The 25,771-nt window shown below is 44.1% G+C and carries 16 protein-coding genes and 1 tRNA gene; 3 read left to right on the top strand and 14 right to left on the bottom strand.

Annotated elements, in window-relative coordinates:
• Positions 1-56: 56 nt before the first annotated feature.
• The gene (locus QZ135_RS01310; protein WP_294605183.1) at positions 57-1,061 is read right to left on the bottom strand and encodes a 2-oxoacid:ferredoxin oxidoreductase subunit beta; all 1,005 of its coding nucleotides are present in this window, start codon (positions 1,059-1,061) and stop codon (positions 57-59) included.
• Positions 1,062-1,153: 92 nt separating this feature from the next.
• Positions 1,154-3,001: a 2-oxoacid:acceptor oxidoreductase subunit alpha gene (locus QZ135_RS01305; protein WP_294605180.1), complete on the bottom strand. Its 1,848-nt coding sequence runs from the start codon at positions 2,999-3,001 to the stop codon at positions 1,154-1,156.
• Between the two features lie 466 nt (positions 3,002-3,467).
• Between QZ135_RS01305 and QZ135_RS01300 the strand changes: the two genes are divergently transcribed.
• Positions 3,468-3,539, top strand: a tRNA-Arg gene (locus QZ135_RS01300).
• A 77-nt stretch (positions 3,540-3,616) separates the two neighbouring features.
• On the opposite strand, the gene secDF is transcribed toward QZ135_RS01300, so the two are convergent.
• The 5 genes from secDF to QZ135_RS01275 form a co-directional block, all read right to left on the bottom strand.
• Positions 3,617-6,616, bottom strand: coding sequence for a protein translocase subunit SecDF (gene secDF, locus QZ135_RS01295; protein WP_294605178.1), 3,000 nt, complete (start codon positions 6,614-6,616; stop codon positions 3,617-3,619).
• Positions 6,617-6,765: 149 nt separating this feature from the next.
• Complete coding sequence (locus tag QZ135_RS01290) at positions 6,766-8,850, bottom strand: M3 family metallopeptidase (RefSeq protein ID WP_294605174.1); 2,085 nt, start codon at positions 8,848-8,850, stop codon at positions 6,766-6,768.
• A 26-nt stretch (positions 8,851-8,876) separates the two neighbouring features.
• Entirely contained in the window at positions 8,877-9,986 is a 1,110-nt protein-coding gene (locus tag QZ135_RS01285) for an endonuclease/exonuclease/phosphatase family protein (RefSeq protein WP_294605319.1), read from the bottom strand.
• Positions 9,987-10,001: 15 nt separating this feature from the next.
• Entirely contained in the window at positions 10,002-10,892 is an 891-nt protein-coding gene (locus QZ135_RS01280; RefSeq protein ID WP_294605171.1) for a rhomboid family intramembrane serine protease, read from the bottom strand.
• Positions 10,873-11,556, bottom strand: coding sequence for a rhomboid family intramembrane serine protease (locus QZ135_RS01275; protein ID WP_294605169.1), 684 nt, complete (start codon positions 11,554-11,556; stop codon positions 10,873-10,875). Before QZ135_RS01275 ends, QZ135_RS01280 begins: the two co-directional genes overlap by 20 nt.
• A 292-nt stretch (positions 11,557-11,848) precedes the next feature.
• On the opposite strand from QZ135_RS01275, the gene QZ135_RS01270 reads away from it, so the two are divergent.
• Positions 11,849-12,121, top strand: coding sequence for an HU family DNA-binding protein (locus QZ135_RS01270; protein ID WP_009132456.1), 273 nt, complete (start codon positions 11,849-11,851; stop codon positions 12,119-12,121).
• Between the two features lie 128 nt (positions 12,122-12,249).
• Positions 12,250-14,043, top strand: coding sequence for an arginine--tRNA ligase (gene argS / locus QZ135_RS01265; RefSeq protein ID WP_294605166.1), 1,794 nt, complete (start codon positions 12,250-12,252; stop codon positions 14,041-14,043).
• Between the two features lie 79 nt (positions 14,044-14,122).
• Here argS and topA read toward each other — a convergent pair whose 3' ends face one another.
• From topA to QZ135_RS01230, 7 genes are all read right to left on the bottom strand, one after another.
• Positions 14,123-16,480, bottom strand: coding sequence for a type I DNA topoisomerase (topA, locus tag QZ135_RS01260; protein WP_294605164.1), 2,358 nt, complete (start codon positions 16,478-16,480; stop codon positions 14,123-14,125).
• Between the two features lie 132 nt (positions 16,481-16,612).
• Positions 16,613-18,268 carry a TonB-dependent receptor gene (locus QZ135_RS01255; protein WP_294605163.1) on the bottom strand — a complete coding sequence of 552 codons (1,656 nt, stop codon included), beginning with the start codon at positions 18,266-18,268 and terminating at the stop codon, positions 16,613-16,615.
• Positions 18,269-18,342: 74 nt separating this feature from the next.
• A complete protein-coding gene (locus tag QZ135_RS01250; RefSeq protein ID WP_294605161.1) occupies positions 18,343-21,375 on the bottom strand; it encodes a tetratricopeptide repeat protein in 3,033 nt (1,010 codons plus the stop codon).
• Between the two features lie 92 nt (positions 21,376-21,467).
• Complete coding sequence (locus QZ135_RS01245; protein ID WP_294605158.1) at positions 21,468-21,995, bottom strand: NUDIX domain-containing protein; 528 nt, start codon at positions 21,993-21,995, stop codon at positions 21,468-21,470.
• An 812-nt stretch (positions 21,996-22,807) separates the two neighbouring features.
• Positions 22,808-22,996 carry a hypothetical protein gene (locus tag QZ135_RS01240; protein WP_294605156.1) on the bottom strand — a complete coding sequence of 63 codons (189 nt, stop codon included), beginning with the start codon at positions 22,994-22,996 and terminating at the stop codon, positions 22,808-22,810.
• Between the two features lie 254 nt (positions 22,997-23,250).
• Positions 23,251-24,252, bottom strand: coding sequence for an Imm65 family immunity protein (locus QZ135_RS01235; RefSeq protein WP_294605154.1), 1,002 nt, complete (start codon positions 24,250-24,252; stop codon positions 23,251-23,253).
• Positions 24,253-24,263: 11 nt separating this feature from the next.
• Positions 24,264-25,745, bottom strand: a complete 1,482-nt coding sequence (locus tag QZ135_RS01230; RefSeq protein ID WP_294605153.1) for a JAB-like toxin 1 domain-containing protein — start codon at positions 25,743-25,745, stop codon at positions 24,264-24,266.
• Positions 25,746-25,771: the final 26 nt, after the last annotated feature.

Genomic DNA, 25,771 nt, shown 5'->3' with positions numbered 1-25,771 from the left:
CAGTGGCAACGGGGCTTTATATATAAGGAGTAGTAATGCTTATACCAGTGTGTAATTTACTTTACTTCCCAAATATCATTCGTCATCAGCAACTCCTTGAAGTTATGATACTTTTTCTTTGCCGATACTTCTTCAATCTGTTCCATGACAGCATCGTCATAAGTGGGAGCTTCCACATCGCGGATTACACCAAGGGCAACCGGGAAGTCGGGACCTTCCATCAAAGCAAGTTTCAGTTGCAATGTATTATCCATGCAGTGCGCATCGTGAACGAGAATATCCTTTTCAGTGATACCATTTTCGCCCAACTTCACCACTTTCAGTCCGAAACCTTCCTGCATCAATCCGAATTCCTTGTTTTCGCCGAATAGCATCGGTTGTCCATGTTCCAGATAGATGGCATTCTTAGCACGCCCCTCTTTGTTGTACACCGAGTCGTAAGTACCGTCATTGAAGATAACGCAGTGTTGCAGAATCTCGCAGACAGCCGTACCTTTATGACCGGCAGCAGCTTTCAGCACCTCTCCCGTGCCGGGGCCGTCCGTAGCTACGCAGCGTGCAAAGAAGCGGCCGCGGGCACCGAAACAAAGTTCAGCCGGGTGGAAAGGGTCTTCTACCGTACCGTAAGGAGAAGACTTGCTGACGAATCCACGGGGAGACGTCGGAGAATATTGTCCTTTCGTCAGACCGTAAATACGATTGTTCAGCAACAGGATGTTGATATCTACATTGCGACGAATAGCATGAATAAAGTGGTTACCACCGATAGCCAAACCGTCACCGTCACCGGAAACTTGCCAAACACTCAACTCCGGATTAGCAACCTTGCATCCCGTAGAGATGGCGGCTGCACGTCCGTGGATGGTCTGCATCGCGTATGTGTTCATATAATAAGGCAGACGGCTGGAGCAACCGATACCTGAGATAACGGCAGTTTCCCAAGGTTTAACACCGATTTCTGCCAATGCTTTGTGCAGTGAATTCAAGAAGAAATGGTCACCGCAACCCGGACACCAACGGGGCTGTCCTTTTTTGAAATCTTTAGCTGTATATTCGCTCATGATGTTTCGTTTTTAAGTTGACGAGGTGACAAGTTAACGGGGTGACAAGGAGAGACCTTGTGTCTTGTCAACTTGTTCCCTTGTGCCTGTTACTATTTATTTAAAATCTCGGTGAAAGCAGCAACCAGTTCGCTCACTAAGAACGGTTGTCCCTTGACTTCATTGAATTGATATGGGGTGAAGTTATCCACTTTCATACGGAGATAACCGGCAAATTGTCCCAGATTTTGTTCGGCAACCACTACCTTCTTGTATTTCTTCAATACCTCAGCCGTATTCTTCGGCAGCGGATTGATGTAAGAGATGTGGGCCAGGGCTACTTTATGTCCGGCTTTGTTCATTTCTTCCATAGCCGAATACAAGTGTCCGTAAGTGCCGCCAAAGCCTACAATCAGCAAGTCTGCATCATCTGCGTGACCTTGTACTTCCACATCGGGTACGGCAATCTTAGCCACTTTTTCTGCACGCAGGTGGCACATCAGATTGTGGTTTTCGGGGTCGGTGGAGATAGCGCCTGTGTTGCTGTCTTTTTCCAGACCGCCGAGGATGTGTGTATAACCTTCCTGTCCCGGAACAGCCCAATAACGTACCTGGTTTTCCGGGTTGCGTTTGTACGGAGTATAGTTATCCTTCATTTCGGGAGTCACATATTGCGGTTTGATTTCGGGATATGTATCTAGATCGGGCAGTTTCCATGCACCGGAACCGTTGGCAACGAAACCATCGGTGAGTAGAACTACCGGGGTCATGTGTTCCAATGCTATTTTGCAGGCTGCGTAAGCAGCATCGAAGCAGTTGGTTGGTGACGTAGCTGCAATGACCGGCATCGGGCTTTCACCGTTGCGGCCGAACAGCGCCTGCAACAAGTCGGTTTGTTCCGATTTGGTGGGCAGACCTGTGGAAGGACCACCGCGTTGCACGTCCAGAACCACCAGCGGAAGTTCCGTAATAACTGCCAGGTTCATGGCTTCCGACTTCAGACAGATACCCGGACCGGAAGTTGTAGTGACAGCTAATGCGCCGGCAAATGAAGCACCGATGGCCGTGGCACAACCGGAGATTTCATCTTCGCACTGAACAGTAACGACGCCCAAGGATTTATGTTTGGAAAGCTCGTGCAATACATCTGTTGCCGGAGTGATGGGATAAGAACCCAGGAACAATTTCAGACCTGCCTTTTCAGCAGCGGCGATGAAACCGTAAGCGGTAGCCTTGTTACCCATGATGTCCATATAGACACCGGGAGTCTTTGTTTTGCTCTCTATCTTATAAGTATGTGCCACGGAGGCATGCGTATTGTGACCGTAGTCGTATCCGGCATGAATCACCTTGATATTGGCTTCGGCCACTTCCGGTTTCCGGGCGAATTTCTCTTTAAGGAAGTCTTCTGCAATTTTCAGGTCGCGGTTGAACAACCAGCAAACCAAGCCGAGAGCGAACATATTGCGGCATTTCAGCATGGCTTTCTTGTCCATACCGGTTTCTGCCAAGCAATCTTTCACCATCTGGGAGATAGGTGCTGCAATCACATCTTGCTTGATGCCCATCTCTTCGATAGGATTATCAGTCTTGAAGGCAGCTTTCTGTAAGTCGGAGGCTTGGAAGCAGTCTGTGTCGATAATGATACAAGCAGTGGATTTAGCAAACTTATACTGTGTTTTCAGAGCGGCAGCATTCATTGCTACCAGTACGTCGCATTTATCACCCGGGGTAAAAACTTTGCCGGCACCAATGTGCACCTGAAAACCTGATACGCCGGTCAGAGAGCCTTGCGGAGCGCGGATGTCTGCCGGATAGTCAGGGAAAGTACTGATGTCGTTCCCCACCGTAGCTGATACTGTTGAAAAGATGTTGCCGGCGAGTTGCATACCATCGCCGGAGTCTCCGGAGAAGCGGACTACCACTTGATCCAGTTCTTTTACCATCATGTCGTTTGCCATAATTTCGTATTACTATGATTAATTTATAGGATCGTTTTAAGTTGCACTTTTAGAGATGCATTTGCAAATGTCGTAAAGTTATGCGACTTGGCAAAATCTTTTGGATGTAATCTGTGATTGTGTATTAAAAGAATTGCCAAATGAGTGTTTTTTGATATTTGGAGTGAACAAAACTCTAACTATGTGTACGGCTTGGGGAAATAAAAGTTGCATATTATCATTTGATTTTGGGAGTATGCGTATTGACAAAATGTAGCTACTTGGAACTGGTATATTACTGTTAGATACTAATGTGACTTTACATTTTGATAAAATCTTGCAGAATATGCTTTTCCTTAACTTTTGGGTTTTGAGTAATCTGTTTGTCTGTAGTTTTGTTTGGGTATGCATAATCTTCTTGATAAAAGGCTCGTTCCTCCTTGTTAAATCGGGAGAATGCTTTATCTTTGCAACCGCAAATGTTTTTGGTCCTGTAGTTCAACGGATAGAATAGAAGTTTCCTAAACTTTAGATAGGGGTTCGATTCCCCTCGGGACTACTGAAAGTTTGGAAAAGCAAAAAGGGGAAGCTGATTAATCGTCAGCTTCCCCTTTTTTATTAAGATTGTATGTTTCCTTATTTTGCTACTTCAGCAACCGGTTCGGCAATCTTTTTGTTCTTCAGCATCATGTATGCGATAGGAGATGCAACGAACAGAGAAGAAAGTGTACCAATTACAACACCAAGAATCATTGCAAATGCGAAGCTGCGGATAGAGTCACCACCGAGGATGAAGATACACAGCAACACGATTAATGTACTCAATGAAGTATTGATGGTACGCGCCAGAGTGGTATTCAATGAATCATTGAACAACTGCTTTCTGTCACGTTTCGGATACAGACCGAAGAACTCACGTACACGGTCGAAGATTACCACCTTGTCATTGATAGAGTAACCGATAGCCGTCAGGATAGCACCGATAAATGTCTGGTCGATTTCCAGAGAGAACGGCATCCATCCCCAGCATAATGAGTATGCACCGAGAATCATCAATGTGTCACTGGTCAGTGCAACTACCGAACCCACACTATATGCGATGTTACGGAAACGGATCAAGATATACAGCCCGATAGCAATCAAGGCGAGAATAACGGACCACATTGCAGAAGTTTTGATATCATCAGCGATACTCGGACCTACTTTCTGTGAGCTGACGATACTACCACCTGTGTGGTTTTCACGGTCGATGAATGTTTCCAGTGTGATGTTTTGTGTCAATACTGGTTTCAGAGTCTCGTACAAATATGCTTCGATTTCAGAGTCAACGTTGTTACCGTCTTCTTCGATACGGTAGTTGGTACTGATACGTACTGTCTTCTTGTCGGTACCGATAGCAATTACACTGACGTTGGCATCACCAAACTTGCTGGCGATCAATTCGCGTACTTGTTCCGGTTCTACAGGATTTTCAAACTGTACCTTGAAGTTACGTCCGCCAGTAAAGTCGATACTCTGGCTCAAACCGCGTACAAAGAGCGAACCGATACAGATTACGAGGATAACGCCGGTGATGGTCAACCACTTTTTGTTTCCACCCATGAAGTCAAAATGTACATTCGCCATCAAGTTTTTAGAAACCTTTGAAGAGAATGTCAGGTTCAACAGTTTGTCTTTACCCATGAAGTGCTCGTAGAACAGACGTGTCATGAACACAGCAGTAAAGAACGAAATCAAGATACCGATAATCAAGGTTGTGGCGAAACCGCGGATAGGACCTGTACCGAAGTTGAACAGGATGATACCTGTGATGATAGAAGTTAAGTTGGAGTCGAAGATTGCAGAGAACGCATTAGAGTAACCGTCTGCGAGGGCTTTCTTCACACCTTTACCTGCGCGCAACTCTTCTTTTGTACGTTCGTAAATCAATACGTTCGCATCCACTGCCATACCCAGCGCCAACACCATACCGGCAATACCGGACATTGTCAGTGCCGCTTGGAAGGACGAAAGGATACCCAGCGTAAAGAACATATTCAGCACCAATGCGCCGTTGGCAACCATACCCGGAATGAAGCCGTACATGATGCACATGTAGAACATCAACAATATCAATGCCACAACGAATGAGAATACACCGGCGTTGATAGAAGCCTGTCCCAAAGACGGACCTACGATGTCTTCCTGAACGATACGTGCGGGAGCCGGCATCTTACCGGATTTCAATACATTCGCTAAGTCTTTTGCTTGTTCGGGAGTGAAGTGACCGGTGATTTGTGAGTTACCGCCGGTAATTTCCGTATTTACATTCGGTGCAGAATATACATAGCCGTCCAATACGATGGCGATGCTCTTACCGATGTTCTGTTTAGTCAACTGAGCCCAGCGGCGTGAACCATCTGTGTTCATAGACATACTTACGGCAGGTTTGCCAAATTGGTCATATTCGTCTTTTGCACTAACAACTACGTCACCTTCCAGCGGAGCACGTCCGTTGCGTTCGGTAGAACGGATAGCGTAAAGTTCGAAAGTCTGTCCTTTCGGATCATATTCATAAGCAGAAACACCCCATTTCAGACGAAGGTCTTTCGGAAGTTCAGCTTGAATTTCTTTCATGGACAGATATTTGTTGATGTCAGCCGTATCCTTATAATTAGCATAAGCTACAACAGGACCTTGTCCGCTTGGGTTAACTTGTAAAACGGCCAGCAACGGATGCTCTTTCTTTATTTGTGCAAGGTCGGCAGCTTGTGCTTTGCTTTCACCTTTCAGTGCTGCAGCAAGGCTATCGGCTGTGCTGGTGGCTTGTGCTGCAACCGGAGCCGCAGTGTTGTCAACAGCTACACTGTCATTTTGCACTTCGTTTGCTAAAAGACTGCGCAATTTGTTATCGGCAGCTTGCAGATAAGGTGCGACATCCTTTGCATTGTATGTTTCCCAGAACTCCAGATTGGCAGAACCTTGCAGTAACTTTCTTACACGCTCCGGCTCTTTGATACCCGGAAGTTCCACCATGATACGTCCCATCTTGTCTTCCAGACTCTGGATATTGGGCTGAACCACACCAAAACGGTCGATACGGGTACGGAGTACATTGTATGAGTTATCAACAGCAGCTTTTATTTCCGAACGCAATACTTTTTCAACTTCTGCATCAGAAGATTTCTGGTTAACTTTGTCTTTTAATTGCTGAGTGGCGAAAAGTTCGGAAAGGCGGGCACCCGGAGCAATCTTATGATACTCTCTCACAAACAAAGTGATGACGTCATCCTGGCTGGTAATAGCCTGTTTGGCGGCATTTGCCAATGCTTGGTTGAATGCTTCGTCGGACTTGTTATCCGCCAATGCTTTGATTACATCGGGTACGGAAACCTCGAGGATGACGTTCATACCACCCTTTAAGTCCAAACCTAAACTTATTTCCATCTCACGACACTGTTTCAGTGTCCAATTGCCGAACCACACCTTCTCGTTTGACAGAGAATCCAGGTAGTCTTGTTCCAACTTCAAATCTCCTTTAGCGTACTCTTTTGCCTTATTGTTATAATGGCGAGTCACAAAAGAGAAGGAAAGGTAGAACACACACACCAGTGTGAGCAATACTGCAAAAATCCTTACGAATCCTTTGTTTTGCATGTTACTTTTAGTTTATTATGATTACTTTTTTAATTAATTTCTATTGCGTACAAGGCTGCAAATATAGTTTTTTTTTCACATTCAGAAGTAAAAGGAACTCAAATATTTGCACTTTGCAAAGAATTTGCCACCTTAGTATGACATTGTTTTTACTTCATTCCACGATTTTTTAACATCGGTTCCAGTTGTGGTTCTGTACCGCGGAAGTTCTTGTAAAGTGTCATCGGGTCTTCACTGTTGCCTTTTTCCAGAACGTTGTAGCGGAAGAGGTCGGCTGTCTTTTTGTCGAAGATGCCATGTTCCTTGAACGCTTCGAAAGCATCGTTGTCCAGCACGTTTGCCCACAAGTAGCTGTAATAACCTGCGGCGTAACCGCCGATGATGTGGTTGAAGTAGGTGGTACGATAGCGCGGAGCAATCTCAGGGATGAGTCCCAGTTGGTCCATTGCTTCTTTTTCGTAGGCCAATACATCCAAATCTTTGGTGTCTGTCAGGTTATGCAGGTTCATGTCCAGAATGGCGGCGGCCAGCAGCTCGGTTGTCATGAAACCTTGGTTGAAGGTTTTCTGGTTCAGAATCTTTTCGATGAGGCTGTCGGGGATGGTTTCGCCGGTTTGGTAATGCTTGGCATACATTTTCAGTACTTCTGGTTCAGTGGCCCAGTGCTCATTGATTTGAGAGGGTAACTCTACAAAATCGCGCACTACGTTTGTTCCGGAAATACCTTTGTAGTTACATTTGGTCAGTAGTCCGTGCAGGGCATGGCCGAATTCGTGGAATAAGGTCTCCACTTCGTCAATGGTCAGCAATGAAGGCATATCGCCCACAGGCGGGGTGAAGCTGCATACATTGCATACCAGCGGGCGGATGTCACCTTGCTGTTCGCGGTAGTTGCTCATCCATGCGCCGCCGCTCTTGCCCGGACGGGGGAAATAGTCTACATAGAACACACCCAGATGTGAACCGTCGGCATCTTTCACTTCGAAAACTTCTACGTCGGGATGATATACGGGAATACCTTCCAATTTGGTCAGCGTGATGCCATAAAGTTTGTTGGCTACGGCAAAGGCACCTTCACGCACGTTCTCAAGTTTGAAATAAGGCTTGATTTCATCTTCTTCAAGATTGTATTTCTCTTTGCGTAGCTTTTCGGTGTAATACCACCAGTCCCATGCTTCCAGCTTTTCACCTTTGCCGTCCTTATTCATGATTTTCTGCAATTCTGCAGCTTCGGCTTTTGCTTTCGGTAAAGAATAGCTCCACAGATTGTTCAGGAAGTCCATGACTGTAGCGGAATTCTTAGCCATTGTGTTGTCCAATACGAAGTTGGAATAGCAGTCGAAGCCCAGCAATTGTGCTTTCTCAAGGCGCAGGCTGACGATGTCCGTAATAATTTTCTTGTTATCGTTCTTATCGTTGTTATTGCCACGGTTGATGTAGGCTTTATACATTTGTTCGCGCAGGGGGCGGTTGGCAGAATATTGCAGGAACGGGATGCGGCTGGCATTGCCCAGTGTAAACAACCATTTTCCTTCCTGACCATCTTCTTTTGCTTTCTCGGCTGCACTTTGGCGGAACCATTCGGGTAGTCCGGCAAGGTCTTCTTCTTTGTCTATATACAGCTTGAATGCATTGTTTTCATTCAGGATATTATCGCTGAATGTAAGTCCTAATGTAGACAATTGCTTATTGATTTCGCGCAGGCGTGCTTGCTTCTCGGGAGATAAGTTTGCTCCGGAACGGACAAAGTCTTTATAGGTCTCTTCCAGCAAACGTTGCTGCTCGGTAGTTAATCCCAAGGATTCTTTTTGCTGATATACAGCACTTACTTTTTTGAAAAGCTCTTGGTTCAGAGAGATGTTATCGCTGTGTTCCGATAGGGTTGGGGCGAGTTTTATGGATAGGTCGTTCAGGCCGTCCGTCTTTTCCGCATCCGTCATATTATAGAAAATGGCACTAACCCGGTCAAGTATAGGGGAACTATTATCAAAAGCAACGATTACATTATCAAAAGTCGGAGCTTCGGAATTGTTCACTATAGCGTCGATATTCGCGTTTTGTTCTTCAATACCTTTCAGAAAGGCTGGTTCGTAATGTTCCAGTTTGATTTTATCGAAAGGCGGTACGCCATGTTCGGTTTGGAACTCGGTTAGGAACGGATTGGTTTCCGTCTGCGTGGCACAGGAGTACATCATACAACTTGTTGCTAAAATAAAAATACACTTTTTAAACATAAGTATTAGGTATAAAGTATTAATTATTAATTTTCAACTCTCAACTTCTTCAAGTAACACCAGATGGGGTAGTGGTCGGACTCTTTTATCGAACGGTCCACTGTGCAATTATAGGGTTTTAGATTTTTGCTTACCAGAATATTGTCAATCCGGAAATAGAATTTATTCTGATTATAGGATATGCCCAGTCCGCGACCGGATTTGGTGAAAGCATCGTTTAACTTCTCGCTGATGACCCGGTGGGCATAAGAAATAGGCGTATCGTTAAAATCACCACAGGCAATAATGTAGGGATGCCGTGATGATGCTATTTCTTGCGCAATGCTGTCGGCTTGGGGGGCGCGTATGGCTGATGCTTCCGCCAATTTGCGAATAAGCAGGCGCATGCCGCTTTTCACTTTCTCCTTTTCAGGGGCTTTGAGCATACTTTCATACACTACTTTATCTTCCTTGGTCAGTTTGTTGGATTCCAGATGATTATTGATAAGCATTACAGTATCTTCTCCCATCTTCAGTTCGTAAACCACAGAACCGTTGTATTCGCTGGCATAATCCAATTTGCGCGACGAAAGAATGGGATACTTGGAATAGCAGGCTATCCGGTTGGTGTGTCCTTTGCCACTTCCCACAAGCTGAATTTTATGATATGGATAATCCTTAAGGGCTTTATCAACATCCTTTTGGGTGAGATGATGAGGGGATTCTACTGTTTGGTATTCTTGCAAACATAGAATATCAGCCCCACTGTTCTTCAGATAATTCAGAATCAGGTTTTCTCCGTCTTTCTTGACAGCTCCGTCAAAGCCCATTATGTTGTATGATAATACTTTGAAGCTATCTTCCGGTAATTTGCTGGTATGAAAGTTGACGGGAAGGTAAGTCCGTATTTGCGAATAACAAAAGAGAAGGGCTACCAACGGAAACAATGCGAACTTGTATTTCTGAATAATCAACCAGAAGATGAGAAAGCAAATATTTATCATCAGGAAAATAGGAAATGTCAGCCCAAGACAGGACTCAACAGGATGGGCAACCGGCTTGATGTGCGGGCTGTAGGCGGTAAGAAGCAACAAGCTTATGAAGACGATGTTGACCGCTAAAATCAGATAAGCGACGAATTTGCCGATATGTTCTATTCCCATTTTCTTGTACTATCGTTTGCTCGCATCGAACAAGCTTTTCTTTTCTTCCGTAGTCAGGCTTTCATATCCCGACTTTTTCAGTTTGTCAAGGATACGGTCTATCTCTTCGGATTGTGCTTTCTTGCGGGCATTATAGTCATAGTCTTTTTGGCGGCTATTGCCGTAGTGTACTTTCATTTTCGGCTTGCGAGGCTTAAAGCTGAACAACGAAACGATGGCATCCAGGATTTTATTAATCCAGGTAGTTATATCTCTGCCTTTACTTATTCCGGCGGCAAACCAGACTCCTGCCAATGCGCCACCCAAGTGCGCAATATGTCCACCTGCATTGCTGGATGTGATGAACAGTAAATCTGTGCCGATAACGATAAGAGCCAGATACTTCAGCCGTATTGTGCCGAAAAGGAATAACCGTATCGGATAGTTGGGCTCACGATAAGCGGTAGCAGCTACAATTGCGAGTACGGAAGCAGATGCGCCCAACATGAATGAGTAGTCAACCATCGGACGGAAATACGGGAAAATATTGTATGCTGCCATATATAACAATCCACCGCAAATACCTCCCAATATGTATACTCCCCGCAGGTGCTTGGCTGAGAAGAACATGAGAAACAGTGCCCCGAACCAATACAACCATAGCATGTTGAACAGGATATGCAGAAATCCTGCATGCATAAACATGTATGTGAACAGTGACCACGGCTGTATGATGAACTGCGTCAGTGAAGCCGGTAGTTCCAGCCATTCGAACACGCCGCCAAGGCTACGGTTGAATAATTGCAGGATAACCTCTGTCAGCGTAGTAACGACAAAGACGCCTACGTTGATATAAATCAGTTGGATATAAATATTTCCCCTGCGAAAAGCTTCTTTAAGGTCAGTTATAATAGTACCCATTTCCTCTATCTTTTTTTCTCCAGTACATTATCAGTATAAAACCAAATATCATACCACCCAAGTGTGCAAAATGTGCTACGTTATCGCCCGGATTATTGGCAAAGCCTGCATACAGCTCAATCAGTGCGTATCCGATTACGAAATACTTGGCCTTAATCGGGAACGGCAACGGGAAGATGAACAACGGCTGGTTAGGGAACAGCATTCCAAAACCTAACAGGATGGCATATACGGCTCCCGAAGCTCCTACGGTAGTCATCATGTTGAGATACTCTTTCATTGGAATGACGGAGTAGCCCGTATTGACGCTGTCATATGCGGAGAGTACCATTTCGTAATGTATGTATTGCACAATTTCCTGGATAAAGCCTGCACCGATACCACATAACAGGTAGTAGAACAGAAAACGTTTCGGCCCCCACACTTGTTCTAAGATACGGCCAAACATCCATAAGGCAAACATATTGAAGAAGAGATGTGTAAAACCTCCATGCATAAACATGTATGTAATAAGTTGGGCTACATTGAAATCGCCGGCAAGAAAGAAATGAAGTGCTAAATAGCGGTCTAAATCTATACCGTAACTTTTAGCAACAATGGTCGCAAGAAAGACCAGTACATTGATGATTAATAGGTTCTTAGTAACTGTTGGTATGGCATTCATAATTTTCAATTTCAATCAATAAGTCACAAAAATAGTGCAAACCGAAAGCAGAAACAAGCTCGCTTAATTGTGTCAAGTTGCAGCCTGTTTTCGCTTTATCCGGCAAAAATACGAATAAATTCTGTTCTATAACAGAAAAACGGCTTTCTATTCTTTTTTTTTCGCCAAAATCCAATCTTTTTTTAATGTTTTTATTTGATATTCAGAAATATTGCTCTATTTTTGTAGAGGTTTGTGAACAACTATTGCAGATATCTTTTGTGTAACATATTAATTATTAAATTTTAGAATTATGAACAAGTCAGAACTTATCAGCGCTATGGCAGCGGAGTCCGGTTTGACGAAGGCGGATTCAAAGAAAGCATTGGATGCTTTCATGGCATCAATTACGAAAGCTCTAAAGGCTGGTGACAAAGTGTCATTGGTTGGTTTCGGTACATTTGCCGTATCCGAAAGAGCTGAGCGTACAGGCATTAATCCTTCTACGAAAGCAAAAATCACGATTCCGGCAAAGAAGGTTGCTAAATTTAGACCTGGTATGGAATTGACTGCGGCTATTGAATAAAGAATAGTAATAAGTAAAATGTGGAAGAGGAGATGCGTCATGTGTCTCCTTTTTTATTATCCGTAACGGATGCAGCGCGTAATTCGCCAAAATATAGTATCTTTGCGGCCTGAAAATACTTTTAAATCATGAATATAGAAGATAAACTGGTAGTGTCCGTCATCAACGGACTGAAAGTACTGTACGGACAGGATGTGCCTGCTGCACAGGTACAACTGCAAAAAACCAAAAAAGAATTTGAGGGACACCTCACGCTGGTAGTTTTTCCTTTCCTGCGCATGTCGAAGAAGGGACCGGAGCAGACCGCACAAGAGATTGGCGAATACTTGAAAGCCAATGAGCCTTCGGTAGCTGCATTCAATGTTATCAAGGGTTTCCTGAACCTGACTATTGCTTCTTCCGCCTGGATTGAATTGTTGAACAGTATCCATGCTGATAAAGAGTACGGTATCATTGCTGCCACGGATAATTCTCCGCTGGTTATGATTGAATATTCTTCACCTAACACCAATAAACCGCTCCATTTGGGACACGTGCGTAATAATCTGCTGGGTAATGCTTTGGCCAACATTGTGATGGCGAATGGCAACAAGGTGGTGAAGACGAATATCGTGAACGACCGTGGTATTCATATCTGCAAGTCCATGTTGGCTTGGCTGAAATATGGCAACGGCGAAACGCCGGAATCATCCGGTAAGAAAGGCGATCATCTGGTAGGTGATTATTATGTGGCTTTCGATAAACACTACAAAGCCGAGGTTGCCGAACTTATGGAAAAAGGTATGACAAAAGAAGAAGCTGAAGCAGCTTCTCCTTTGATGAATGAAGCCCGCGAAATGTTGGTGAAATGGGAAGCCGGAGATTCGGAAGTACGTGCACTTTGGGCGAAGATGAACAACTGGGTATACGAAGGTTTTGATGAAACTTATCGTAAGATGGGAGTTAGCTTTGATAAGATATATTACGAGTCAAATACTTATCTTGAAGGTAAGGAAAAAGTAATGGAAGGTCTTGAAAAGGGATTTTTCTATAAAAAAGAAGATGGCTCTGTATGGGCTGACCTGACTGCTGATGGTTTGGACCATAAATTATTGCTTCGTGCTGACGGTACTTCTGTTTATATGACTCAGGACATTGGCACTGCTAAACTTCGTTTTGCTGATTATCCTATTGACAAAATGATTTATGTGGTGGGCAATGAACAGAATTATCATTTTCAGGTACTCTCTATCTTGCTTGACAAGTTGGGCTTTGAATGGGGAAAGAGCCTTGTTCACTTCTCTTATGGCATGGTAGAATTACCCGAAGGCAAGATGAAAAGTCGTGAAGGTACGGTAGTAGATGCTGATGATTTGGTGGAAGAAATGGTGAACACAGCCAAAGAAACTTCTAACGAGTTAGGCAAACTGGACGGGTTGACTCAGGAAGAAGCTGACAATATCGCCCGTATTGTGGGATTGGGTGCCTTGAAGTACTTCATTCTTAAAGTGGACGCCCGTAAGAATATGACATTCAATCCGAAGGAATCCATTGACTTTAATGGTAATACAGGCCCGTTCATCCAATATACGTATGCACGTATTCAATCTGTGTTGCGTAAGGCGGCGGAAGCAGGTATTGTTATTCCGGCTGAAATACCTGTAGGCATCGAGTTGAGCGAAAAGGAAGAAGGTCTTATCCAGATGGTGGCTGATTTCGCCGCTATTGTGAAGCAGGCTGGCACGGATTACAGTCCGTCTATTATTGCCAACTATACGTATGACTTGGTGAAGGAATATAACCAGTTCTACCATGATTTCAGCATCCTGCGTGAAGAGAATGAGGCAGTGAAAGTATTCCGTCTTGCTTTGTCGGAGAATGTAGCGAAAGTGGTTCGTCTTGGCATGGGATTGCTGGGCATTGAAGTGCCAGACAGAATGTAAGAGTGTACTATAAAAGAATCAGCCCCGGAATGAAAAATCTTCATTCCGGGGCTGATTCTTTATATATAAGAGGTTATTCTTATGCTTTCTTCTTAGCGTATTTTCCTCGTTTTGCTTTCGCAGGAGCTGATGCGGCTTTTTCGCTTTGCAATTTTATGATTTCCATGCAAGCGTCCAGACTCAAGTCTTCCGGAACAATATCCTTAGGAATCTTATAGTTGCTACCCTTATAAGCAATGTAAGGACCGTATCTTCCGTTCATGATTTCCAGTTCCGGCTCTTCTTCGAATTTTTTGAGATGCTTTTTGGCTTCCGCTTCCGCTTTCTCTTTTATCAGTTCCAAGGCTTCGTCCAGTTCTATCTCCATCGGGTCTGCACCTTTGGGGAGTGAAGTATAGGTTCCACCGTAATAAATATACGGACCGAAGCGTCCTGCATTGACCGTAACGGTTTTGCCTTCGTGCTCGCCAAGTGTACGGGGGAGTTTGAACAGCTCCATAGCCTCTTCTAAAGAAATAGTTTCAATAGATTGGCCCTTCTTTAAAGGAGAGAAACGGGGCTTTTCTTCGTCTTCAGCACTTCCTATCTGTACCACAGGACCAAAACGTCCGATCTTCACCGAAACAGGCTTGCCGCTGACGGGGTCATTCCCCAATGAACGTTCTCCGGTCTTGTGTGCATTCTTGGCAGCGAGAGTACTTTCTACGGATGGATGGAACGTTTTATAGAACGTCTTCATGATAGTCGTCCACTTCGTATCACCTTCAGCGATTTCGTCGAACTGCTTTTCTACACTTGCCGTGAAGTTATAATCCATGATGCTGGGGAAGTACTGTATCAGGAAGTCGGTCACAACCGTACCCGTATCCGTAGGCAGTAGTTTCGCTTTTTCAGCTCCGGTGATTTCAGTGCGGACAGCATCCGTAATCTTATCTTTTTTCAGCGTGATTACATTATAGGAACGTTCCATACCGGTCTTGTCCCCTTTTTCCACATACTCACGTTGCTGAATGGTAGAAATTGTCGGCGCATAGGTAGAAGGACGGCCAATACCCAGTTCTTCCAATTTACGCACCAGGCTTGCTTCTGTATAGCGGGACGGATGTTGTGTGAAGCGTTCGGTAGCAGTAATATTCTGGTACTCCAACTTCTGACCTTTCTTTAGCGGTGGCAGCAGATGGCTCTCATCTTCCTGCTCTACATCGTCGTCATAAGACTCTCTGTATACGCGCAGGAAACCATCGAATTTCACAACTTCTCCGGAAGCATTGAAGGTTTCGGGGGCATTGCTTATACTGATGGTTGCAGTGGTTTTTTCCAGTTCGGCATCTGCCATCTGAGAGGCGATGGTACGCTTCCATATCAGGTCGTACAGTTTCTTTTCTTGTGCGCTGCCTTCTATCTGTGCATTCTCCATGTAAGTGGGGCGGATGGCCTCATGTGCTTCCTGTGCTCCCTTGGTTTTGGTGCTGAAGTGGCGCGAGTGCACATATTTATCACCCATCATGCTGGCAATAGCTTCTTTGCTACCGTTGATGGCGTATTCTGATAAGTTCACGGAGTCGGTACGCATGTAAGTGATGCGTCCTGACTCATACAAGCGCTGGGCTACCATCATGGTTTGCGCTACGGTGAAACCGAGCTTGCGCGCAGCTTCTTGTTGCAGGGTAGAGGTGGTGAACGGTGCAGCCGGACTTTTCTTTACCGGGCGCGTCGTAATATCTTCAATGGTAAATATGGCCGATTGGCAACTTTCCAGTAACTTTTGGGCTTCCGCTTTGGTCTTGAGGCGGCGTGCGAGTTCCGCTTTCATTTCTACCAGTTTGCCATCAGCATCGGGAACGAGGAAAATGGCAGTTACCTTGTAGGAGGCTTCACTTTGGAAAGCATGTATTTCACGTTCGCGCTCTACGATGAGGCGTACGGCAACCGACTGCACGCGTCCGGCGGAGAGTGCAGGTTTTACCTTCTTCCATAATACGGGTGATAACTCGAAACCTACGATACGGTCAAGGATGCGTCGTGCCTGCTGGGCATTGACGAGGTTGATGTCAATGTTTCGCGGTTGCTCGATGGCTTTCAGGATAGCGGTTTTGGTAATTTCATGGAATACAATACGTTTGGTGTTTTCCGGCTCCAACTTTAGTACTTCATACAAGTGCCACGCAATGGCTTCTCCCTCGCGGTCCTCATCGGAAGCCAACCAAATGGTGTCAGCCTCTTTCGCTTCAGATTTCAATGTCTTTACCAGCGCTTTTTTATCTTCCGGAATTTCGTAATCCGGTTCAAAGTTCTTTTCGACATCAATACTGAATTCTTTTTTCTTCAAATCGCGTATATGACCGTAGCTGGAAAGGACTTTATAATCTTTTCCCAGGAACTTCTCAATTGTTTTTGCTTTTGCCGGTGACTCGACAATGACAAGGTTTTTTGGCATAAATTTCTGTTTTATAGTGGCTCCTGCCACTGAATTCGCCCGCAAAAGTAGAAAAAAACAATTGTTTCCACCTTATAATATGTGGAGAATATATTCTTTTTTAGCAAAAATGACTTTTTGCCATGCTGTTTGTTAAAAACGGAAACTGACTCCGCCCATGAAATTGACGCCTTCTGTGGGATATCCCCAATAATATTGATAGTCTTTGTTCAATAAATTGTTTGCACGCACGTAGATGGAGATGTCTTTGAAGACTTCGTAACTACCACCGAGATACAGGTTTCCGATGGGGTCTACACGCTGGTCTTCCACTTTTTCGCGGGTAGCGTGCTGATAACCGAGGTTAACCAGAACAGAAGGAATGGGGCGAATGTCTACGTTAAACTTCGCTTCGAAAGAAGGCATGTAGGCCAGTAATATCTCTCTGTTGTAGTCTTCAATCTTTGCAGTTTTCCAGTCGCGATAAACTCCTGAAACGGAGAAGGAGATAATATCTTTATAGCTGTAGCTGATTTCGGCGCCTGCATATATGTTATGCATGTTGGCTTGGAGCGGCAGGAGGTATGAACTACTGTAACTGTTATCAGCAATGGGGGTGATTCCGATAGCGGCAAGGTTATTCTTTAGGTCCTGGTATCCGCCATAAAGGTTGAACCACAAACCTGTGACAGGACTTGTCCTGAAACCAAGGGCGGCATTCAACTGTTCGTAGGTAGCATCCAATTGGCTTGCGGTCTGGCTGTATGGAGATATCATTTCCAGTCTGCGGAAGTCGTTTGTCCGTCGTCCGCCTGTAGCCTGGGCATAGAGTATGTAGCTGTCGGAGAAGATATATTGGGCCGTTACGTCGGGTGCTACCCGGAACTTCTTACCAAACCCGAAAGCGAAGTCGACGTGGGCACCGAGACGGATTTTCCAGTCATCGTTCTGGTAAAGGTAATAGGGGTTCAATTCTACGGATGTATAATCATCGAATTCATTATTCTTGTAGAACACATTGTCCATTGCCAGCTCTACGCCCACATATTGTTCGCCGGAGATGGTCCCCATTGCGCCGGCTTTGGTCCGTACCATTGCTTCCTGTGCATTCTCGTACTGGAAGTCGTGCTGGCGTTCATAGAACATCAGGTTAGTTTCGGCATGAAACTGAAGAGGCAGTTCTTCACTGGTTGATTTTACTCCGAAATGTACATCGCCCGACAGGAATTTCTGTTTGTTATTGGAAGTGTAGGGCATATAGTTGAAATTGCTGAGCCCGAAGTTTCCGGCTACGTTCAAATCTACTTTTCGGAAAGCATGTACATAATCCATACCGGCGCGTGTGCGATAGTAACGTGCGCTCCATTTTTCATCGGAATCGGGCATATCCAGTTTGCCATCCATACCGTTCATGTGGAAATTCAGGTTCAGTTTGTCACTGTTGGGCAGTATGAACAGATAATTGGCGCGGGCGTCCAGGTTACCGTAGTTGCCATATCCCAGACGGGCATAGCCGCGTTGCGCTTTGTCCTGGCTTTCTGCTCCTGTGTAGGCCTGCATTGTGCTTGCAGGAATGTTTCCTGCCGGTACAAGGGTGGCATCATATTCCACTGTCTTTTTGCTGACAGTGGGTGGTGCCACTTTGGGCAATACATTCACCTTGGAAGCATCCATGATGTCCGGGTTATATTCTTGTTCTACTACAACCGTACGGCTCAGGGTAGTATCTTTAGCTTGCGTTTGAGCTTGTACCCAGGTCGGGAAGGCTATGAGTGCCAGTGCTCCGTATATATATTGAATCTTTTTCATATTTATAGTTGACGAGGTTTTAGTTGACAAGTTGACAAGGCCTCGTTTCTTGTCAACTTGTGTCCTTATTCCTTTTATTTCAGTTTCTCCAATCTCTCATTAATCATTTGCTCGATATTATCATCAGCCTGGTAGTTTTGTTGCAGGCTCAACAGATATTGACGTGCATCCAGTTTCTTATCCATGGCAACATAAACGTCTGATAGGAGGATGAAGCTGCGTGCCAGCCAGTATGCATGCGGTGTGCTCTGCTCAATGAAATTGAGTATTTCCTTTTCGGCGGCAGCATATTCTTTCGCATCATACAGTTGCTGGGCAACCAGGTATTTGGCTTCGGCTCCATAGAGCGTGCGCGTATCCTTTGCCAGTGCCTGTAGGTCGTTCATTGCCTTCTTGTCGGCACGTTGGTTCAGGTAGGCTTTGGCACGGAAATAGAGGGCTTCGTTATGCAGTTCCGGTGCCAGCTTGGCTTCTGCAAGGAGGTCGGTGGTGGCGGCGATTGTTTCTACATCATCCTGCATCAGGGCGGCGCTGCGCAACATTCCGGTTGCTGCCAGTTGGCGGCGTTCGGCAGTAGTGGCTTTGGCTTTCAACTGTTTGTAGTCGGCAAGTGCCTGGTCAAATTGCTTACGGTTGAACAGGATTTCCGCCCGTGCTATCAGTGCTTCCTGTGAATAAGGATTGTCGGGATATTCCAACAACTTACCGGCATGCTCCAGTACGGCGGCTTCATCTTTCTGCTCTTTGCCGATAGTGCAAAGATAGAAATGTGCGTTCAGGCTGAATGCACCGTTGGGGAAGCTTTGCAGATAGCGTTCGAAGCTTGCTTTGGCAGGTACGATGTCTCCTTTCATATATACCTTTTCGGCAGCGATATAAGTCAGTGAGTCTTGTTCGCTGGCATCGAAGCGGATTTCTCCCGGCACTTGGGCAGCCAGGGCGGCAAATTCGTCTACGCGGTTGGCATCTACATAGATAGATTTCAGGTCGCGCATGGCGAGGCGGGCTTCTTCACTACCCGGATATTGGGTTACAACATGTTTGTAAGCGTCTATGGCACGGTCGTACTCATCATTCTGGTAGTAAAGCAAACCGATTTCGGCAGCAGCTTTACGGCTGACCGGGCTTTCCGGATATTTATCCAGCAATTCTTTGAATGTTGCAATCGCCTGGCGGCTGTTATTGGTCTGCACATACGAGCGCCCTTTTTCGTAAAGGGCATTCACTGCATAAGGCGAAGTGGGATATTTGCTTGCCAGACGGTTAAGTAAAGCTACTTTGCCGTCATAGTCTTTCTGCAATCCGGCCACCAGCGCCAGTTGGTAGAAAGAATAATCGCCCGCAGGGGTGCCCATGTTTTCTGCTTTAGCATAATATTGTTTTGCCTCGTCGAAGCGGCGCACGTGCAGGTAGCAGTCGCCTATGCGGTTGTAAGCATCGGCAAGTGCAGTGGCATTTTCTCCTTTTTCCAGTTGTGTGAATTTCAGGAAACGGTTCTGGGCAAGAGAGTAATCTTTCTGGTGGAACGCGATATATGCCAGGTTATAGTATGCCAGTGCATATGTTTCTGTATTTCTGTCAGGTGTGAGGTTCAGGTATTCGCTGAAGTTGGCGGCAGCTTCCTGCATCCGGTTCAGGCGGTAGTAAGATTCACCTCGCCAGTAGATGGCATCAGCTTTCGTTTGCAGATTGTATTGTCCTAAAGCCACTGACTGGTTGAAGTAGCCGATAGCCTCCTGGAACTGAGCATTTGCAAAAGACTGTGTGCCGAGATGGAACAGGATTTTCTGTTTCGCTTCAAGAATGGCTGCACCCGGATGTGCGATGCGTTCAATGGATTTCAGGGCGGCTTCGTAACTGCGGGTATTCATATATACCTCTACCAGATAGCTGCTAACTTTATCTACGTATTGGGAACTCGGGAACTCGTTGAGGAATTTCTCGAAAACGGTGACAGACTCGCCAAAGGCGGAGTAGGAGGTTTCGTGAATGCAGAGAGCGTAGTTGTAAGCGGCTTGTTCCTTGATTTGCGTATCTGCATTAGAGGCGGCAGCCTGTTCAAATGCCATGCGTGCCTTGTTCTTATCCGACATTTGCAGATAGGACAAACCCATATGGAGATAAGCGTTCTGCGAAAGTGCATCGTTTTCGGTGGTTACTTTGCCAAGGGTAGCGGCGGCTTTGGAGAATACGCCACAGTGATAGTATGAAAGTCCCAGCATGTAGAGTGCATCCCGGCGGGCAGCCTCTTCTTGGTTACTTTCCAGATATTTTTCGAAAGCCTGCATTGCTTCGTGATACTTTCCGAAGTGATAGTCTGCGTCACCGAGGACACGATACATTTCAGCCGTATATTCATTGTTCGGATAAGCGGAAAGGTAATTTTGTGCCACGATTTCCGCTTTATCATAATTCTTCTTGATGAGATAGATTTCTGCTATATAATAAGGTGCCAGCGCTTTGTACTTCGCATTGTCCTGCAAAGACAGGAATCCGCTCAGGGCATCGTCATACCGTTGTTGTGTATAGCGGATATAAGAAATATAATAGGTGCAATCTGCCGCATACTTCTTGCTGGTACTGCGAAGTGTCTCAAACCATATGGCGGCTTCCTTCACATTTCCTGTTTTCAGGTAACAGGTGGCAAGGCGATACGTCATGTCGTCACGTTCTTCATTGGCCAGCAGGTCGAGGCGGGTGGCGTTGAACATAGCCATGGCCTCATCGTATTTTCCTTCGAAGAAATATACGGAAGCCATCAGTGCATAAATGCGGTTGGCATAGGGCGTATCGGGATATTCTTCCAGATAAGCCTGCAACTTGTCTATGCTTTTGGAGTCTTTTAATTCATAGGCAGCGCATACCAGCATGTATTCCGCTTCCATCCGTTCGCCTGCGGCGGGCAGTGGTTTGCCTTCTGCATCCATCTGGCGTACGAATGCTTGCAGCGGCGGGATGGCGGCTGCATATGCTTTTTGTTGAAACAGTGAGTGTCCTTCCTGGTAAAGTCGTTGGGGGGAAGTGATTTTCTCGCTGGTCTGTGCCGTAGCGAGCAGGGGTGCACAGCAAAGCGCCGTGCATAGTATTCGGGAGAGTTTATTCTTCATAATACAACGCGTTTTTACAAAAGTACGGGTTTTAAGTCGAATTTGTTACACTTGTTTGGCTTTTTTAGGATATGCAGATGTCAGATGAATAATTATTCGCTCATTTCTTTCAGGAATATTTCTAATCCTTTCCGGATGGAACCCAGCCCGAAGTCTTCTGTATGTATGCTTTTTAGCGGCAGGAAGAAAACATCTGCTGCGTCATCCATAGCCTTATAATGCAGTGTATCGGTTACTGAACAACGGAAGAACATATCCAGGGTATGAACAGTAAACCCGGAATATACATATATATTAGGTAGTGAAAAGAGGTATTCTGCTTTTTTCACTGTCATTCCGGTTTCTTCCTTCACTTCACGGCTTACTCCTTCTTCTCCGGTTTCCGCCATGTCGATGAAACCGCCGGGCAAATCGAGTGTCCCTTTGGCCGGGTCTTTGGCGCGGCGGCATACCAGCAGTTCATCTTGTTCGTTCATTATCAGTGCTACGGTGGCGGCAGACGGGTTGAAGTAATAGACGAATCCGCAGTCGGCACAACGCTTGGACTTTTCGTTGTTGTTTTCAAAGTGTACGGAGCCACACTTGGGGCAGTATTTGAATTGAGAAAGAGGATGTTCCATGAGGTTTTATGAGTTTATTAAATCTTCTATTTTTATAGGTAAAACAATATTACGTTATAGATGTTTCTGCAAATGTACGGAATGTGTGGCAGTATAACAATAGGTAGTGGGGGATAAGTGGCATTTTGAAGCCTGTGCCTTTCATTTTGTGTTTGTCTTTAAAGCATAGCTTCCTAAATGCATAAGAGAAAAGAGCTAATGATTGAGTGTAAACTTGCTTATACCCTATTGATTTTGCACTTTTGTTTGGTTGAAAACTTTGTCCTGCAATTGCGGGCCCGATGGTTCCGATATGGGGGCTGGACAGCCCGCAGTTGGTCACCAGACAGCCCACAATTGCAGGGCGAAGTTTTCAATTAGGCAAAAGAACATTTTGTCCGGTTCAAAAGCACAAAATCATTAGACTAAATATACATTTATCTGCTTTGTTGCTACTCTTGAATCTTTGGACAGGACTGTGTTATCCCTTGTTTTTTGGGCGTATTCGGTACTATATTCTTTCACTATTCGCAAGAATTGTGGTGGTATTGCGGGGTTTTTGAAGAAAAAAGCACTGAATGAGCTTAATTCACTCGTAGATAGGTGCTGTTTGAAGATAATTTGGTGAGTTCTGTGTAAAACGCATATAATATTGAAAAATAGAATGTTATATCGATGGTAAGTAAATATATTGAAAAAAATACGGTGTAGGAAGATGGTTTGCCTACACCCACATGCTAATCTTTTATGCTATACAAGATGTTATTAATGAGCGCATTAATGTTTCGGGTGTAGGATGTAGGCAAAAACGGTCTTTTTTTGTTTTTATAAAATTAGTTCTGAGCCTGACTTTCTATGTTTGTTCCCGTTGTTTTTTTACTTTTGTATTCCGTTTTCATAGATCGCATTTCCACAATAGTCCGTTTGGTGGTAGTACTTCCTATCTTATGTATCGTGCAGAGTTTGGCTTCGTCCGCACTATACATGTAAGAAATCGTACTTCCGTCCGCGAACGTTATCATGCTTGGCAAATTTAGAAAATTATATTGAATATTGATAATTTCTTATTTAAAACCTTTCTTCATATTGCATTATAGTTGTAGATATAGGAGGTGTTGTATCACATCTAAAAAAGAAGTGATATACGACTTTAGGTAATGGTAATAAGTAATCCTTGTTTCACAGACATAATATTTGTAGAGACAAAGATTTTTGTTATTTAAAATCCCTATGTACGAGCTGCCTGGATAGCATGTTCAAGCGGGTAGGTAATATTTTAATTGTTAAAGAATCTTTGCAAACGTTCGTCTTTATCAAACACACCGCTATTCCAGAGTTCCTGTAAAACCTCTCCCGAATCATCCATTAATTCACTAGAAGAGCGGAAATCATTATGCAATAATCGAAAAGAGTTATCTCTACCATTTATTTTCAAAAAACAAAAGGTTGAATCGGATAATAATTTATATAAAGTGCCCCATGTGCAATTAGATGGTAGTTTCTGAAAAAAAGATGTATTTTCTTTACTCATGTAGTGTAGCGTTTGAGAATCATTGGAAGATATTTTTAAGGGATATGATTCACGAATGAAAAATTCGAGCGTATCAAGTCCATTTACTATTGCAAAGGTCTTGTTCTGATTATCAGGAGATACAACAATTGTGGAATCAGTCCTATTATAAATATCTATCTTTCCCGAAATATTTTTTATGTTAAACTTCAATCGATCACACGCTAAAGAATCCGGCTTTGATACTATTAAATTATGAGAAGACAGGCACATGAAAAAATCCTCATTGTTAGGTTTGCCTCCTGAAAGATAAGGCCAAAGATTCGAGTATTCAATAAGTCTATCTCGCACTGCACTCTTTTTGATTAATATGTAATCTCTCTTATATTTAGAGATACCTAAAAGCCAAAGATTCCAACTTGAGAATTCAAAAGTAGCATCACATTGATTAGTTAACTTATATACCTGTTCCGCAGATAATTCCGGTTCATCCAATTTTGTAAAGCAAAAGAACTTTCCTTTTTGCTTTATTATTTTGGATGGGTATTCTGGTCTACTAAATGGAGAAGTCATACCTGAAATCTCATAGATGCTATTTGAGTCATTCATTGCTAATTCATACAGATGAATGTAGTCATCAACGATAAGCCCACTATCGACAAGAGGCATTACATAATCAATAGCTCTCTGATAGACATCATCCGGTTTATGGATACATCCTGCAAAAATGCACGACAAACAAATTAATATAACCTTTCTTTTATCCATATCTCTACTATTTATCTAATTCCTACTTGTTTTAATATGTCAATACCACTTTGAACAGGTGTCGCTCTAATCTTTGATTGCATTCTATCATATTCATATAAAGTTTGATTCGCTTTAAAATATACCGCATTTTTTGTTGGATTTGGTTTAGCATTCATCATATCTTGTTCAGAACCTCCTTTAGTGCCATTAGGGTTCGGGTGCGAATGAATATTAACTATTTTTACTCCACTCACAGACAATCTTTTTTGGGCGTAATCTCCATTTTGAACATTATCCTCTTTCTGATTCGTAGCTACTACAGCTGTAAGTGTGCCATTATTATTATATACATCCAACTTCCATTCTGCTTTACTATTATCCGCAGCAAATTTGAAAACTTGCGCAGCATCCTCTACATTTTGAGTACTACCATAAGTTCCATATCCTTCTTCTTCTTTTTGAATTTCTAGCATTTGAGAGAGTAGGCCAGGTTTTACTTCAATGTTCTTTCCCATAGGTTTCCTGCTATTTCCAGAATAGCTATAGAGTTTATCTACGCTGTTTTTACCTCTTTGAGATTTAGGAGTTCGGTTGTGTAATCTGCCTCTTGGCTCTAGGAGATAATCATCTTTTCCATCCGGATCAATTCTATTAATCGGGTTGTTCTTACAATATGTATACGGACTCCAAGAATAATACTTTTCCCCCAGCGGATCCACAATCGTAAATCTTCCCAGCGCCGCATCATAATGCCTCGCCTCATAATCATACCAATCCAGCCCATGCATCCTGTCCAACTCTTTCCCGTTGTATTTATAGGACTGTTTTCCCGAAGTTCCGGTATTTACTTCAAATACTCCTCCGAAAGGATAATAATGATTCACTTGTTCAGTGTTCCACGACGTTCCGTTCAAACGCACCACCATCCGATTATTTCCTTGATGATCTTTCAGGTAATAGTAAAATGTTGGAGTTGTCCCGCTCAGAGTGGCATATCCTTCTTCTGTGAGTACCTTGCTCAGACTTCCGTTTTCATAGATCACATTTCCACAATAATCCACCGTATGGGTTTGTGAAATCTGATTTGCCGCCAACTCTTTTATCTGCCCCATGGGGACAGATATATTTGCAATCGCCGTCCTGTGAACGACTTTCAGTTTCTTCCCGTCCGCACTATAGGTATAATCCTTCCGGTTTCCATTGGTAAATTGCAGTGTTGCAGGCAAATTTAAAAGATTATATTGGATTTTACTAATTTTCTTGTTATAATCTTGCTGCATATTTCCGTTGGAGTCATAGAGATATTCCGTTCCGCTTCCCTTGTTCTCATCTGTAAAGTTGAACACGCCATTGTACAAAGGATCTGTTGCGGCATCGGTAACATTTTTTAGTTGGTTTCCATCGTAAGTCAGAGTCAGATTATCAATCATCCCATAGGCGGAAGATGAATTCTTTCCGCTACGTTTCAATCCCAGGATGTTTCCATTCCTGTCATATCCGGCATTCATCATCCGGTTTAGGTGGCTATAGATGAACT

The sequence above is a fragment of the uncultured Bacteroides sp. genome, from assembly GCF_905207245.1.
In the GTDB taxonomy this organism is placed as follows: Bacteria; Bacteroidota; Bacteroidia; order Bacteroidales; family Bacteroidaceae; genus Bacteroides.
Note: the sequence above shows the minus strand (reverse complement) of the source record. Positions and strands in the feature narration are given on the sequence as shown.